14 protein-coding genes are annotated in these 13,718 nt (G+C 70.9%); 5 read left to right on the forward strand and 9 right to left on the reverse strand.

Annotated elements, in window-relative coordinates; genetic code table 11:
- Positions 1–207: 207 nt before the first annotated feature.
- Positions 208–1,215 carry a 1-aminocyclopropane-1-carboxylate deaminase gene (locus tag ABZ780_RS22810; RefSeq protein WP_357487404.1) on the forward strand — a complete coding sequence of 336 codons (1,008 nt, stop codon included), beginning with the start codon at positions 208–210 and terminating at the stop codon, positions 1,213–1,215.
- 32 nt (positions 1,216–1,247) lie between these two features.
- On the opposite strand, the gene ABZ780_RS22815 is transcribed toward ABZ780_RS22810, so the two are convergent.
- Positions 1,248–2,084, reverse strand: coding sequence for an MBL fold metallo-hydrolase (locus tag ABZ780_RS22815; RefSeq protein ID WP_357487405.1), 837 nt, complete (start codon positions 2,082–2,084; stop codon positions 1,248–1,250).
- Here ABZ780_RS22815 and ABZ780_RS22820 point away from each other — a divergent pair.
- The 4 genes from ABZ780_RS22820 to ABZ780_RS22835 all read left to right on the forward strand — a co-directional run bounded on the left by ABZ780_RS22820 (position 2,067) and on the right by ABZ780_RS22835 (position 6,213).
- Complete coding sequence (locus ABZ780_RS22820; protein WP_357487407.1) at positions 2,067–2,453, forward strand: hypothetical protein; 387 nt, start codon at positions 2,067–2,069, stop codon at positions 2,451–2,453. The genes ABZ780_RS22815 and ABZ780_RS22820 overlap by 18 nt on opposite strands.
- Positions 2,416–4,233, forward strand: a complete 1,818-nt coding sequence (locus tag ABZ780_RS22825; protein ID WP_357487409.1) for a hypothetical protein — start codon at positions 2,416–2,418, stop codon at positions 4,231–4,233. The genes ABZ780_RS22820 and ABZ780_RS22825 overlap by 38 nt, the downstream gene beginning before the upstream one ends.
- Before the next feature lie 48 nt (positions 4,234–4,281).
- Entirely contained in the window at positions 4,282–5,349 is a 1,068-nt protein-coding gene (locus ABZ780_RS22830) for a glycosyltransferase family 2 protein (protein ID WP_357487410.1), read from the forward strand.
- A 147-nt stretch (positions 5,350–5,496) separates the two neighbouring features.
- Positions 5,497–6,213, forward strand: coding sequence for an alpha/beta hydrolase (locus ABZ780_RS22835; RefSeq protein ID WP_357487412.1), 717 nt, complete (start codon positions 5,497–5,499; stop codon positions 6,211–6,213).
- Positions 6,214–6,233: 20 nt separating this feature from the next.
- On the opposite strand, the gene ABZ780_RS22840 is transcribed toward ABZ780_RS22835, so the two are convergent.
- The 8 genes from ABZ780_RS22840 to ABZ780_RS22875 all read right to left on the reverse strand — a co-directional run bounded on the left by ABZ780_RS22840 (position 6,234) and on the right by ABZ780_RS22875 (position 13,699).
- Entirely contained in the window at positions 6,234–6,698 is a 465-nt protein-coding gene (locus ABZ780_RS22840) for a hypothetical protein (RefSeq protein ID WP_357487414.1), read from the reverse strand.
- Between the two features lie 86 nt (positions 6,699–6,784).
- Entirely contained in the window at positions 6,785–8,776 is a 1,992-nt protein-coding gene (locus ABZ780_RS22845) for an acyl-CoA dehydrogenase (protein ID WP_357487415.1), read from the reverse strand.
- A gap of 107 nt (positions 8,777–8,883) precedes the next feature.
- Positions 8,884–9,909 carry a phosphotransferase family protein gene (locus ABZ780_RS22850; protein WP_357487417.1) on the reverse strand — a complete coding sequence of 342 codons (1,026 nt, stop codon included), beginning with the start codon at positions 9,907–9,909 and terminating at the stop codon, positions 8,884–8,886.
- 1 nt (position 9,910) lies between these two features.
- Entirely contained in the window at positions 9,911–10,678 is a 768-nt protein-coding gene (locus tag ABZ780_RS22855; RefSeq protein WP_357487418.1) for an SDR family oxidoreductase, read from the reverse strand.
- A gap of 50 nt (positions 10,679–10,728) precedes the next feature.
- Complete coding sequence (locus ABZ780_RS22860; RefSeq protein WP_357002414.1) at positions 10,729–11,181, reverse strand: MaoC family dehydratase; 453 nt, start codon at positions 11,179–11,181, stop codon at positions 10,729–10,731.
- Positions 11,178–11,933 carry an SDR family oxidoreductase gene (locus ABZ780_RS22865; protein WP_357002412.1) on the reverse strand — a complete coding sequence of 252 codons (756 nt, stop codon included), beginning with the start codon at positions 11,931–11,933 and terminating at the stop codon, positions 11,178–11,180. The genes ABZ780_RS22860 and ABZ780_RS22865 overlap by 4 nt, the downstream gene beginning before the upstream one ends.
- Entirely contained in the window at positions 11,926–12,714 is a 789-nt protein-coding gene (locus ABZ780_RS22870; RefSeq protein ID WP_357487420.1) for an SDR family oxidoreductase, read from the reverse strand. Before ABZ780_RS22870 ends, ABZ780_RS22865 begins: the two co-directional genes overlap by 8 nt.
- A 10-nt stretch (positions 12,715–12,724) precedes the next feature.
- Positions 12,725–13,699 carry an NADPH:quinone oxidoreductase family protein gene (locus ABZ780_RS22875; RefSeq protein ID WP_357487422.1) on the reverse strand — a complete coding sequence of 325 codons (975 nt, stop codon included), beginning with the start codon at positions 13,697–13,699 and terminating at the stop codon, positions 12,725–12,727.
- Positions 13,700–13,718: the final 19 nt, after the last annotated feature.

The raw sequence follows: 13,718 nt of genomic DNA on the forward strand, positions 1-13,718 counted from the left end.
GCGGCGCACCGTTGACGATTCCTCTCCATCGTGGTCGTCCGTGGCCCCGTCCACCTCGGACGGGTCGACTTCTCCTTGACAGCGGCGCGAGCAGTACGCAATATATTGCATGTCGAGGGCGCTGGCCAGGCTGGTGACATCGACGGAGGGGCGGCGCCGGCCCTCGCGCGCAGTTCCTGCTCGAGACCCTCTGAGGAAGGAATGCCCATGCCCCTCGACGCGTTCGAGCGTTACCCGCTGCTGTTCGGCCCCAGCCCGATCCATCCGTTGGACCGGCTCAGTGACCACCTCGGCGGTGCCCGGATCTGGGCGAAGCGGGAGGACTGCAACAGCGGTCTGGCCTTCGGCGGCAACAAGACCCGCAAGCTGGAGTACCTGCTGCCGGACGCGCTGAAGCAGGGCGCCGACACCCTGGTCAGCATCGGCGGCATCCAGTCGAACCACACCCGTCAGGTGGCCGCGGTCGCCGCCCGGGCCGGGCTCAAGGCCGTCCTCGTGCAGGAGAGCTGGGTGGACTGGCCGGACCCGGTCAACGACAAGGTCGGCAACATCCTGCTGTCACGGATCATGGGCGCCGACGTACGCCTCGTGCGGGACGGGTTCGGCATCGGCTTCAAACAGAGCTGGCACCAGGCGCTCGACGATGTCCGTGCCGCCGGCGGTACGCCGTACGCGATCCCGGCTGGCGCGTCCGACCACCCGCTCGGCGGCCTCGGCTTCGCGAACTGGGCCTACGAGGTGCAGCGGCAGGAACAGGAGCTCGGCGTCTTCTTCGACACGATCATCGTGTGCAGCGTGACCGGCAGCACCCACGCCGGCATGATCGCCGGGTTCGCCGGTCAGGACCGGCTGCGGCGGGTGCTCGGCATCGACGCGTCCGCCACGATCGACGCGACCCGGACCCAGGTGGCGAAGATCGCCCACAACACCGCCGCGCTCATCGGGCTCGGCCGTGATCTGCGCGACGACGAGATCACCGTGCTGGAAGGCTGGGCCGGCGACCTCTACGGCATTCCCGTGGAGTCCACCCTGGACGCCATCCGGCTCACCGGCCGGCTGGAAGGCATGATCATCGACCCGGTGTACGAGGGGAAGTCGATGGCCGGGCTGATCGACCTCGTTCGCAACGGCGACATTCCCCGCGACTCGAACGTCCTGTACGCCCACCTCGGCGGCCAGCCGGCCATCAACGCCTACAGCAGCGTGTTCGAGTAGCTGTCACCCCACCGAGCCCACCACGTCGAGCACTAGGGCACCTGCTTCGCCTGCTTCGCGGCACCCCAGAGGGAGCCGGGGTTGAGCCGCCGGGGATGCCGTTCGAGCATCGCGGCGTACAACTCTTCGGCGGTGGCGGTACGGGCGTCGAGCTCGGCGAACTCCCGCAGGTAGGCGGCCGTGTCGGCGAGGATTCGCGGATCGTCGGGCTGGGCCGGGTTCTTGTGCCCGGCCACCACGGCGGCGGGGTCGCGCTCCCGCAGCCGATCGAGCGTCGCGGCCCACTCCTGGCGTGTCGCGGCGGTGCTCTCGGACTGGTACGGATGGGTGTCGTTGTAGACGACGTCGCCGCCCACGATCAATCGGAGATCGGGCACCCACACGACCGTGCTCCCCGCCGTGTCGCTGAAGCCGGTCTCGACGATCTCCAACCTCTGACCTTCGAGGTCGAGGTGATCGTCGGCCAGCGGCTGCGGAGGCGTCAGCTGGGCCGGGATCTGGCCGGGGAACAGCCGTTCCCAGAACGAACTGACCATGTCGGGCCCGGCCTGGACCTCGGCCGCCGCCGCGGTCGCCTCGGTGGCGACCGCCCGCACCCCCGGGAACGCCTCCGCTATCTGGCCGAGGCCGAAGAAGTGGTCGCCGTGGCCGTGGGTGACGTAGACGTGGGTCAGCCTGCGCCCGAACGACCGTACCCAGTCGATCAACTGCTGATTCTGCTCCACCGTGACGTAGGTGTCGACGAGCACCGCGTCGCTCTCGGCCACCAGGAGCGTGGCGGTGTTGGCGACCCACAGCAGGTCCTGCGGACCGTACGGCAGGTCACGGGTCATACTCGGCCGGCGTACGTGATGAACGGCGTACTCCATCGCAGCTCCCCAGTTTCGTGGTCCGGGCTCGACGCGTCCTCGTCGCTGATCACCATCGACCGCAGGACCGACGCGCCGTTCGACGAGGTCGTCCGGCGCGCCGGCGTGGGCTTCGGCACTCGCTACCGGCACTTCCCGACCCGGCGGCACCTATGCGTGACAATCGTCGGCCAGCTCCTAGCTGCCGTTGTCCAGGCCGAGCACGCCGACGTTCGTCCGGCCCGGCCGCAGGGCAAACATCGCGGCCTGTGGCGGGTCACGTCACCGCGCGTAGATCCACGGATCGGGCAGTCGGTGGACAACGCCAAAAATATTGGAGAACATCCATCTTGTGAATATCCGGTCCACCGGCGCTCGGCCAACAGTTGAGAGTGCGAGCCCCGAACAGACGTCAGACGACCAGGTTCCGGGCGGACGGAGCCGATGGCGCTGGCGCTGGCCCCGCCACGAATGGACCTTGGCGACACTGGGCAGCCTGCTGCTGGCCGTGGTGCTGACCTGGCCGACACTGCGGCATCCGGCGAGCACGATCCCCGGTGACCTCGGCGACCCGACGTTGCAGGCGTGGCAGGTCGCCTGGGCGGGCCACGCCCTCGTGAACAGCCCGGCCGACCTCTGGCACTCGAACACGTTCTACCCCGAGAGATACACGTACGTTTACAGCGACACCCTGCTCGGCTACGCCCCGTTCGGGATGATCGGTTCCGGCTTCGAGGCCGCCGTGATCCGGTACAACGTGCTGTACGTGTTGCTGCACGCACTGGCGTTCCTCGGGGCGTACGCGCTGACCCGGCAGCTCGGAGCGAGCCGGTGGGGCGGGGCGGTCGCCGGCATCGCGTGGGCGTACGCGCCCTGGCGGTTGGCGCACTCCGGCCACCTGAACATCCTGTCCAGCGGGGGAATCGCGCTGGCCCTGGCGATGCTGGCCCGTGGCCACGGCTGGTCGCTGCGCCACGGATACCGGCCGGAGCGACGACGGCCCGGCTGGGCGTTGGCCGGGTGGCTGGTCGCTGCCTGGCAGGTCACCCTCGGCTTCGGCATCGGGCTGCCGCTTGTCTACTTCCTGCTGGGCGCAGTGCTCGTGGCGGCCGGCTGCTACGGCTGGTCCTGGTGGCGCAAGCGGGAACGCCCGCCGTTCGGCCGGCGGCTGCTGCTCGCGGATCTGGCCGGCGGTGCCGCGTTCGGCGCGGTGACGCTGCTGCTCGGTCTGGTCTACCTGCGCGTTGTCGACATCAACCCGCAGGCCGAGCGGACGCTGGACTGGACGAAGATGTTCTCCCCTCCGCTGATCGGGTTCGTCACCGCGCCTGCCGACTCGTGGGTGTGGGGCGAGGCGCACGCCGCCGCACGGGAGCAGTTGTCCTGGCCACCGGAGATGGCGCTGCTGCCGGGGATGACGCTGATCGGGCTGGCAGCGGCGGGGCTGTTCGTCTCGGTCTACCGGCCCTGGCACCGGGTCGCGCTGGGGCTCGGCGTGCTCGGCGCGGTGCTGCTGGGCCTGGGCGCCACCCTCGGTGGGGACGGGGATCCCGGCTATCTGACCCTGTCCGTGCACCTGCCCGGCTGGGACGCGTTGCGCACACCGGGCCGGATGATGCACTGGATCAGCCTTCTGCTGGCGGTGCTGGCCGCCGGCCTGGTGACGGCGCTGGCCCAGCCGTCGGGCCAGGCGGCGTTGACCGAGCCGTCGGGCCAGACGTCGCCGCGCCGCTGGACGCGGATCGTCATGCCGCTGGTCCTGCTCGTGCCGCTGACCCTGGTCACCCTGGAGGGCGTCAACCGGACACCCCACCCGACCGTGCCACAGCCGCCGGCCGCGATGCGGGCAGCGCAGGAACCGATGCTGGTGCTCCCCGCCGGCGGCGTCGGCGACCTGACGTACATGTTGTGGACGACCGACGGGTTCCCACGGGTGACCAACGGGCTGGCAGGATTCGAGCCGGTCACCCAGGCGCAGACCCGAATCGCGGTGGAGTCGTTCCCCGACGCGGGCAGCGTGGCGTACCTGCGGGGGATCGGCGTGCGGTCGGTCGTCGCCGTGCCGAGCCGCGCCGCGGGGACGCCGTGGGAGGGCATCGAGGCCCGGCCCGTCGACGGACTGGGCATCACCCGAGAGGATCTTGATGGTGTGTTGGTCTATCGCCTCTGAGCAAGGGCGTGCCGGCGCCGGTGGGCGCCTGGGCACGGGCCGGGCGGGGTGACGACGATGCGCCTGTCCGTCGTGGTTCCCTGCTTCAACGAGGAAGCGTCGGTCGAGCGGCTGCACGAGAGCGTGACAGCCGCGCTCGCCGAGCTGTCCGACGTGGACGTCGAGGTGGTGTACGTCGACGACGGCAGCGAGGACGGCACCCTCGCGGCGCTGCGCCGACTCGCCGCCGCCGACCCCGCTGTCTGCTACACGTCGCTGAGCCGCAACTTCGGCAAGGAGGCGGCGATGCTCGCCGGCCTGCAGCGGGCCACCGGTGACGCGGTCGTCATCATGGACGCCGACCTCCAACACCCGCCACGGCTGCTGCCCGAGATGGTCACGCTGTACCGGCAGGGCTTCGACCAGGTGATCGCCCGCCGGGACCGGCGCGGCGACCGGTTCATACGCATGGTCGCCTCGCGGTCCTTCTACCGCGTGGTCAACTGGTGGATCGACGTGCGCCTGCAGGACGGGGCGGGTGACTTCCGGCTGCTGTCCCGACTCGCGGTGGACGCGATCCTCGCGATGCCCGAATACAACCGGTTCTCCAAGGGAATGTTCTCCTGGATCGGGTTCCGGACGGTGGTGGTGGCGCATCACAACGAGACCCGGCAGACGGGCAAGAGCAGGTGGACGTTCAGCAAGCTCTTCAACTACGCCTTCGACGGCCTGCTGTCGTTCAACAACCGCCCGCTGCGCCTGGCGATCTACGGGGGCCTGTTTCTCACCCTCATCGCGGTGGGCTACATGGCCTGGGTGGTCGCGGACGCCATCGAAAAGGGCATCGACGTTCCCGGTTACACCACCATCATCGTCAGCGTGATCGGGCTCGGCGGCATCCAGATGATGATCCTGGGCGTGATCGGCGAGTACATCGGCCGGATCTACTACGAGACCAAGCGCCGACCGCACTATCTGGTGCAGGAGACCGAGCGTCTGGTCGCCGAGACCGGCGACGCGTCACGGCTGCCGCACCAGCCCTCGGCGCGGTCGACCGACCGGGACCAGCGGGTGGTCCCGGTCCCGGAGGATCCGTCCCAACGTCCTCCCGACGGCCGACGGCCGGGAAATCCCTGACGGGGCGACGCGGCGCGAAGGGGTGTTGCCGGCGCTGACCTGGCGTGCCCTACAGAGGCAGGTGGATGTTTCACGCTCGTGTGTCGGGTACTCATGCGGACCGCCGCGGCCGGTGGGTCAACAGCCACGGAGTAAGGAGTGCGTGCGATGCCCGATCCGCAGCCCACCATCGTCCTCGTCCACGGTGCGTTCGCCGAGTCGGCGAGCTGGAACGGTGTGATCGATCGCCTGGGTGCCGCGTACGACGTGGTCGCCGTCGCGAACCCGCTGCGGAGCGTCGCGGCCGACGCCGCGTACGTCCGGGATGTGATGGGCGGGATCGGCGGCCCGGTCATCCTCGTCGGCCACTCGTACGGCGGCATGGTCATCACGCAGGCCGCCGCGGGCGATCCAACGGTGCGCGCCCTCGTGTACGTCAACGCCCTCTGCCCGGACACCGGCGAATCGGCGCTGGGGCTGTCCGGGCAGTTCCCCGGCAGCACGCTCGCCGACACGCTGGTGCAGTATCCGCTGTCCACGGGTGGCAACGAGGTGGCGATCGGCCAGGACGCCTACCACGCGCAGTTCGCCGCGGACGTGCCCGCCGACCTGGCCGCGCTGATGGCCCGAACCCAGCGGCCGATCACCGAAACGGCCCTCGGTGACGGGCTCTCCGGCGACCCCGCCTGGCGATCGCTGCCCAGTTGGTTCGTGTTCGGGGACGCCGACATGAACATCCCGGTCGCCGCGCATCGGTTCATGGCCGAGCGGGCGAACCCGCGGGGCCAGCGTGAGATCGCCGGCGGCTCGCACGCGATGGCGGTGGTCCGGTCGAGCGAGGTCGCCGAGACGATCATCGAGGCGGTCCGTGGCGTGGGTGGCTGACGCCCCGACGAGCGGAGACCTCAGCGGTCGTGGCAGCCGATCTGGTCGCCGATCTCCTTCGGGATGCCGTACGGGCTGCATTCGAGCGCGCTGCCCTCATCCAGCTTCTTCCACCTGCTGTCGACGTACTCGAACAGGAACACTCCGTCGCCCTGGGTTGCGGGGTCGACGGCGATCACCCCGGCGGTGGCCCACCGCCCGGCGCACTTGATGTGATCGGGGTCGATCCGGTGGGTGGTGCTCGTCAGCCCCGATGCCCTCTGTAGGGTCGCTGCGCTGACCGGACAGCCCTTCTCGGTGGTGCGGGGCGTCGGTGACGTGGCGCTGCGGGTCGCCGCCGTGTCGTTCGAGGCCGAGGGGAGCGCCGCACCAGAGGCTGGTGCGGTGCTTCCCTCGGCCGCGGGAGTGGGGGAGGCGCTGAGGCAGGCCGCCAGGCCCGCCAGCAGGGCGACGGGCACGAGGGCGCGGAGCGCGGTCGGGGTCATCATTCCTCCGGTGCCAGCAGGAGCGGTGATTTCCCACAACACGCCCTCCGGCCCGCAAAGGTTGCGGCAACGCGGCGACGGCGCTCCTACGCCCGGACCGCCTGCGGGTCACCGGCGGCGTCATGGGCGGCCATGGTCTCCTGCCGGTGGGGTTCCTCGCGCAGGACGGCGCAGTGCAGCCACGTGTCCGGGATGGCGAAACCGTCCACGAGTGTCCGCATGTGTGGGCGTAGCTCCTTGAGCAGACCGTTCACCACGCCGGTGATCGCCTTGGCGCGGGCCGGGGTGAGACGGCCGTGCTCCAGGAGCCATCCCTTGTTGGCCTCGATGACGCTGAGCGCGTACAGGTCACAGACCCGGGAGAGCAGCGCCTGGACCGCCGGGTCCGCGGTGTCTGCGATACCGGCGACGAACGCCTCCAGGGTGACCCGGTCGATGTGCGCGGCGGCGACGGCGAGGACGTGGTCCTGAACGTCGTTGAAGATGTCGAAGGGACGGTCCTTCTTCGTGGCCGCGCCGTTGCGCAGGCGGCGGACCGCGCCGTCGAGGAGGTGCTTCTCGCGGTCCTCGAAGACCTTGAGCTGCCAGCCGCGGTCGGTGACGGCGACCTCGTCGTCGCGACCGGGCACGGCGCTGATCAGCCGCTCGATGAGCGACCGCGCGGCGGTGCGCTCCAGCACCATCTCGCGGACCTGCTCGGCGACGAAGGAGGCGCGCCCCCAGCCGTCCAACGAGCCGAACTCGTCGCGGTAGCCGGTGAGCAGCCCCTTGGCGACCAGTTGCAGCAGCACCGTGTTGTCACCCTCGAACGTGGTGAACACGTCGGTGTCGGCCTTGAGGCTGGGTAGCCGGTTCTCGGCCAGGTAGCCGGCACCGCCACACGCCTCGCGACACGTCTGGATGGTGCGGGTCGCGTGCCAGGTCTGTGCGGCCTTCAGGCCGGCGGCCCGGGACTCCAACTCCCGTTGCCGGTGCTCGTCGACCGGTCCGCCGCCGCCCTGCACCTCGCTCAGCGCGGCGACCAGCTCGGCCTGGGCGAAGTGCAGCGCGTACGTGGTGGCCAGGGCGGGCAGCAGCTTGCGCTGGTGGGCCAGGTAGTCGTTGAGCAGCACCTCCCGGTCGGCGTCGGGCGTGTCGAACTGGCGGCGGATGTCGCCGTAGCGCACCGCGATGGTCAGCGCCGACTTGGTGGCCGCCGCCGCGGCGCCGCCCACGCTCACCCGGCCCCGGACCAGGGTGCCGAGCATGGTGAAGAAGCGCCGGGAGTCGTTCTCGATCGGGCTGGAGTACGTCCCGTCCTCCGCGACCTGACCGTAGCGGTCCAACAGCATGTCCCGTGGCACTCGCACGTGGTCGAAGCTGAGCCGGCCGTTGTCCACGCCGAGCAGGCCGGCCTTGGGCCCGGCGTCGCCGATTGTCACGCCGGGCAGCGGGTTGCCCCGCTCGTCGCGGATCGGGACCAGCCACGCGTGGACGCCGTGCCGCTGCCCGTCGGTGATCAGCTGCGCGAAGACCACCGCCATCCGCCCGTCCCGGGCCGCGTTGCCGATGTAGTCCTTCCGGGCCGCCTCGTGCGGGGTGTGCAGGTCGAAGGTCTGCGTCTGCGGGTCGTACGTGCAGGTGGTGCGCAGCTGCTGGACGTCGGAGCCGTGGCCGGTCTCGGTCATCGCGAAGCAGCCGAAGATCGTGCCCGAGATGATGTCCCGTAGATAGGCGTCGTGGTGCCGCTGGGTGCCGAGGGCCTGGACCGCGCCGCCGAACAGACCCCACTGCACGCCCGCCTTGACCATCAGCGACAGGTCGACCTGCGCCAGCATCTCGCTGGCGACGATCGAGCCGCCGACGTCGGCGCTGCCGCCGTACTCGGTGGGGAAGGCCGACGCCATGCCCAGCTCGACGGGGAGTTCGGTGAGCAGCCGGGTGATCCGCTCACGTGCCTGGTCGCCGGTCTCGCCGTACACCGGAAGGAAGCGCTCGTCGAGGTGGTCCCGGTGCGCGTTGCGCACCTTGGCCCACGGTCCGTCGAGCATTTCCTGCAGGCGGGCGAGGTCGATGCGGTCGGACACGTGATCGGGCATGGTCACCCCTCCGGTGCGTGGGACATATAGGTACAGTCCGGTCCCAATCAAGACTACCGGGCCGCTACCGCCCACCACCCGGAGAGACCGCGGTGAGACGGGACACCCTAAGCGGCCAAGCCCGTCTCGTACGCGACGGACCAGGCCTGGGAGACGAGACGGTCGACGACGTCACGGTCCGGGAGGGAGCCCGGTTGCGCGGCGTTCGCCGGTTCGTCGAGCGCACGGCGGTACACGCCCTCCAGGATGATGGCCACCTTCCACAGGCCGAGCACGTGCCAGAAGGGGAGCGCGGCCAGGTCACGGCCGGACCGCTCGGCGTAGGCGGCGGTCACCTCGGCTCGGGACGGGAAGCCGGGCAGGCGGGAGGCGTTGAACAGGCCCAGCGGCGGGTCGCCCGGCTCCTGCCAGTAGGCGAGCAGGCTGCCGAGGTCGGCCAACGGGTCGCCGAGAGTGGAGAGTTCCCAGTCCAGCACCGCGCGGACGGCACCCGACGACGGGTCCACGATCAGGTTGACCAGGTGGAAGTCGCCGTGTACGAGCACCAGGTCACCGGGCTCGGGGACCCGGTCCCGCAGCAGGGCGGTCAGCTTCTCCAACTCGGGCAGTTCACGGGTACGGCTGTCGGCCCACTGTCGGGACCACCGTTTCAACTGCCTGGGCGCGTACGGGGAATGGCTGGCCAGATCGTGTAGGCCCACCTCGGCCGGGTCGACGGCGTGCAGGTCGGCGAGCACCCGGCCCAGTTCGAGGCCGACGGCGCGACGCAGGTCGGGCGTCATCGCCTCCGCGGTCTCCAACCGGTCCACCACGAGACCGTCGACGTGCTCGACGATCAGCACCGGAACGTCCGCCACCCGGTCGTCGCGGCACAGGCCCAGGACGCCGGGGACCGGCACGCCGGTCCGGCCCAGCGCGGCGAGGATGCGGTGCTCGCGGGCGACGTCGTGCGCCGAGGCGAGGAGGTGCCCGAGCGGCGGGCGACGGGCCACCCCGCGCCAGCCCGCCGCATCGGTCAGCAGATAGGTGAGGTTGGACTGGCCGAGGCCGATCCGGTTGGCGGTCAGGGGCTCGACCACGTCCTGCCCCGACTGTCGCAGCCAGTGCCCGAGCGCGGTGACATCCAGGGCCATCTCAGGCGCCGACCGGGTCGACGGCGGAGCCGGTGAGCAGTTGCCCACCATCGACGAGGACGGTCTCCCCGGTGATCCAGGACGCCGAGCGGGAGGCCAGGAAGGCCACCAACTCCGCCACGTCGACGGGTTCACCGATCCGCCCGAGCGGGGTCACGGCGTTCACGTCGGCCTCGTTCTCCTTCCACAGCGCCTCGGCCAGCCGGGTCCGCACCACGCCCGGCGCGACGGCGTTGACCCGTACCCCCGGTGCGAGTTCCAGGGCCAGTTGCCGGGTCAGGTGGATCAGCGCCGCCTTGGAGACGTGGTACAGGCCGAGATCGGGGCTCACCGCCATGCCGCCCAGCGACGCCACGTTGACGATCGCGCCGCCGTTGTCGCGCATCCACAGCCGCCAGGCCAGCGAGGTCCACAACAGCGGACCCCACAGGTTGACATCCATCAGCTTCGCGAAGCGCCCGTGGTCCTGCTCGACCACCGGTCCGAACGCCGGGTTCGTCCCGGCGTTGTTCACCAGCACGTCGATGCGTCCGAAGTGCTCCAGGGTGGCCTCCAGGCAGGCCTGGGCCCGGTCCTCTCTGGTGACGTGCGCGCCGAACCCGAGCGCCCGTTCGCCGAGCGTGGCGGCGGCGGCCTCGGCTGCCTCGGCGGTGCGGGCGGTGAGCACCACGTTCCCGCCACGGTCGTGCCACTCCCGGGCGACGGCGAGACCGATCCCGCGCGACGCGCCGGTGACCACGGCGGTTCGGCCCTCGAAAGAATCCTGCACGCGATTCGCTCCTGTTTCTGAGTTCCGGGTCAGGGATCGATGAGTTCGGGTCAGGGGACGAGCAGTGAGATGGCGGCGACCACACATGCCGGCGGCCCGCCCGCCTCCAGGTCGATCTGGATGTCCGAGGTGACCTGGAAACCGCGCCGGGCCTCGTGCACCCCGGTGAGGGTCACCCCGGCACGGATCCGCGAGCCGACGGGCACGGGGGCGGGGAACCGCAGCCGGTCCGAGCCGTAGTTCACGCCCATGCTCATCCCGTCCACCCGGTACACCTGCGCGGCCAGCGTGGGGATCAGCGACAGGGTGAGGAAGCCGTGCGCGATAGTCGCGCCGAACGGCCCGCCGGCTGCCCGCTCCGGGTCCACGTGGATCCACTGGTGGTCGCCGGTGGCCTCGGCGAACGTGTCGACCTGCCGCTGCGTGACGAGGTGCCAGTCGCTGTGGCCCAGGTGCTCGCCGACCGCCGCGCGCAACTCCTCGATGCCGGTGAAGACCCTCATCGCTGCGGCCCGCCCGCCACGTCGAGCACCTGGCCGCTGATGTAGCCGGCCCGTTCCCCCAGGAAGAACGAGACCGCCTCGGCGATGTCCTGCGGCTGCCCCACCCGGCGGACCGGTATCCCGGCCGCCGCCTCGGCGATCAACTCGTCGAACGGGCGGCCGATCCGGCGCGCGGTCGCCGCTGTCATCTCGGTCTGCACAAAGCCCGGCGCCACCGCGTTCGCGGTGATCCCGAACGGGCCGAGCTCGATGGCGAGCGTCTTGGTCAGGCCCTGCAACGCCGCCTTCGCCGCCGAGTAGTTCGCCTGACCCCGGTTGCCGTACGCCGAGGTGCTGGACAACGAGACGATCCGCCCCCACCGCTGCCGGACCATGTGCGCCTGGACCGCCCGGCTCATCAGGAAGGCGCCCCGGACGTGCACCCCGAGAACCGTGTCCCAGTCGGCGGAGGACATCTTGAACAGCAGGTTGTCTCGCAGGACGCCGGCGTTGTTGACCAGCGCCACCGGTGGGCCCAGCCGCTGCGCGATCTGCTCGACACCGGCCTCGACGGCCGCCTCGTCGGACACGTCCGCGACCACCGCGTACGCGGGGACTCCCCGCTCGCCCAGGTCGGCCACCATCGTGTCGCATCCGTCGGCGTCCAGGTCCCAGACGGCCACGGCGTAGCCGTCCGCGCCGAGCCGGCTGGCCACAGCCGCCCCGATTCCGCGTGCCGCCCCGGTGACGACGGCTACCTTGCGCTCAGCCATGGTGCACCGCCGCCGTGTCGTCGAAGCGCTTCTGGAGCTTGCGCATGCCGGTCAGCCAGGCGTCGGTCCGGGCCGCGCGGTTTTCGTAGTATCGCTGCACCTCGGGGTGCGGGAGGATCAGGAATCGGTCATCGTGCAACGCCTCCCAGACCACCTCGGCGACCTGCTCGGGCTCCAGCGCGACGTCGTGGCTCAGCAGGTCCCGGAACTCGCCCGAGTCGTCGAGCATCTTCGTCCTCACCCCCTGCGGGCAGAGCGCCTGCACGGTGATGCCGCGATGCCCGTAGGTGACCGAGAGCCACTCCGCGAACGAGACGGCCGCGTGCTTCGACACCGAGTACGGCGCGCTGCCCAGCATGGTGAGCAGTCCCGCCGCCGAGGCGGTCACCACGAACCGGCCGCCGCCCGATTCCAGCCAGCCGGGGATCAGCGCGCGTGCCGCGCGGACGTGGGCCATGACGTTTACCTCGATGGCGGTGTGCCAGTCGGCGTCGGGTGTGTCGATGCCCTTCCCGACACCGACCCCGGCGTTGGCGAAGAAGACGTCGACGCGTCCGGCGGCGCTCAGCAACCGCGCCACGCCCTCGTCGGTCGACACGTCGCCGCCCACCGCCACGCCGCCGACCTCGGCCGCGACCCGTTCGGCCGCGACGGGGTCCAGGTCGCCGACGACGACGCGGGCGCCCTGGGCCGCCATCTTCCGGGCGATCGCCCGGCCGATACCGTTGCCGCCGCCGGTGACCACCACGCACCGGTCGCGGACCAGATCCTGTTCACTCATGCGTACGTCCTCAGTTGGGGTTGTTGACCAGCACGACCTTGCCGACGGTGCGGCGGTCGCCGAGGTTGGCCAGGGCGGACGGGGCGGCGCTCATCGGGAGCACCTCACTGACCAGGGGATCGACGAGTCCCTGGTGCCACAGCTCGACCAGCCGCTCGTGGGTTCGGGCGATCACGGCTGGGTTCTTGACGTGGTATAGCCCCCAGTACAGGCCGACCACGCTGTAGTTCTTGATCAGGGCGTGGTTCGTCGGCGCCTGGGCGATCCGGCCGCCCGCGAAGCCGACAACGACGATCCGGCCCTCGAAGGCGACGCACCTGCGGCTCTTGTCGAAGACGTCGCCGCCGACCGAGTCGTAGACCACGTCGGCGCCGGCCCCGCCGGTGACCTCCTTGACCACCGGCACGAAGTCCTCGGACAGGTAGTCGACGACCACATCCGCGCCGAGGTCCCGGCACACCTGCACCTTGTCCGGCCCGCCCGCCGTGGCGATCACCCGGGCCCCCGCCGCCTTGCCGATCTGGATCGCCGCCGACCCGACGCCACCGGCGCCGGCGTGCACCAGCAGCCACTCGCCGGGCTCCAGCCGGGCTCGGGTGTGCAGGCCGACGTAGCCGGTCTGGTAGGTGATCAGCATGGACGCCGCCTTCTCGGCGGGCAGGTCGTCCGGGATGGCGAACACCCGGTGCGGCGCGACGACCACCTGTTCGGCGAGCCCGCCGTACGGCAGTTCGGGTGCGGCCAGCACCCGTTCGCCGGCCCTCGGCCCGTCCACGATGCGCCCGCACACCTCCGCGCCGGGCGTGAACGGGAGTTCTGGCTTGTCCTGGTACTCGCCCCGGCACAGCAGCACGTCGGGGAAGTTCAGGGCCACCGCCTCGACCGCGACCCGAAGGGCGCCGTCGGGCGCCGGGGGCGGCGGCACGTCGGTCCACTCCAGGACGTCCGTGGGCTCGCCCAGCCGGGTCACCTGCCACGCCTTCATTCCGCCTCCTCCTTGTCCT

It is taken from the genome of Micromonospora sp. NPDC047467 (assembly GCF_040643095.1).
Lineage (GTDB): Bacteria > Actinomycetota > Actinomycetes > Mycobacteriales > Micromonosporaceae > Micromonospora.

What these genes read in the sequence shown, in the direction of transcription:
- ABZ780_RS22810 (WP_357487404.1), top strand. Translation starts at nt 208, where the DNA reads ATGCCCCTCGACGCGTTCGAGCGTTACCCGCTGCTGTTCGGCCCCAGC.
- ABZ780_RS22820 (WP_357487407.1), top strand. Translation starts at nt 2,067, where the DNA reads ATGAACGGCGTACTCCATCGCAGCTCCCCAGTTTCGTGGTCCGGGCTC.
- ABZ780_RS22815 (WP_357487405.1), bottom strand. Translation starts at nt 2,084, where the DNA reads ATGGAGTACGCCGTTCATCACGTACGCCGGCCGAGTATGACCCGTGAC.
- ABZ780_RS22835 (WP_357487412.1), top strand. Translation starts at nt 5,497, where the DNA reads ATGCCCGATCCGCAGCCCACCATCGTCCTCGTCCACGGTGCGTTCGCC.
- ABZ780_RS22840 (WP_357487414.1), bottom strand. Translation starts at nt 6,698, where the DNA reads ATGACCCCGACCGCGCTCCGCGCCCTCGTGCCCGTCGCCCTGCTGGCG.
- ABZ780_RS22845 (WP_357487415.1), bottom strand. Translation starts at nt 8,776, where the DNA reads ATGCCCGATCACGTGTCCGACCGCATCGACCTCGCCCGCCTGCAGGAA.
- ABZ780_RS22850 (WP_357487417.1), bottom strand. Translation starts at nt 9,909, where the DNA reads ATGGCCCTGGATGTCACCGCGCTCGGGCACTGGCTGCGACAGTCGGGG.
- ABZ780_RS22860 (WP_357002414.1), bottom strand. Translation starts at nt 11,181, where the DNA reads ATGAGGGTCTTCACCGGCATCGAGGAGTTGCGCGCGGCGGTCGGCGAG.
- ABZ780_RS22865 (WP_357002412.1), bottom strand. Translation starts at nt 11,933, where the DNA reads ATGGCTGAGCGCAAGGTAGCCGTCGTCACCGGGGCGGCACGCGGAATC.
- ABZ780_RS22870 (WP_357487420.1), bottom strand. Translation starts at nt 12,714, where the DNA reads ATGAGTGAACAGGATCTGGTCCGCGACCGGTGCGTGGTGGTCACCGGC.
- ABZ780_RS22875 (WP_357487422.1), bottom strand. Translation starts at nt 13,699, where the DNA reads ATGAAGGCGTGGCAGGTGACCCGGCTGGGCGAGCCCACGGACGTCCTG.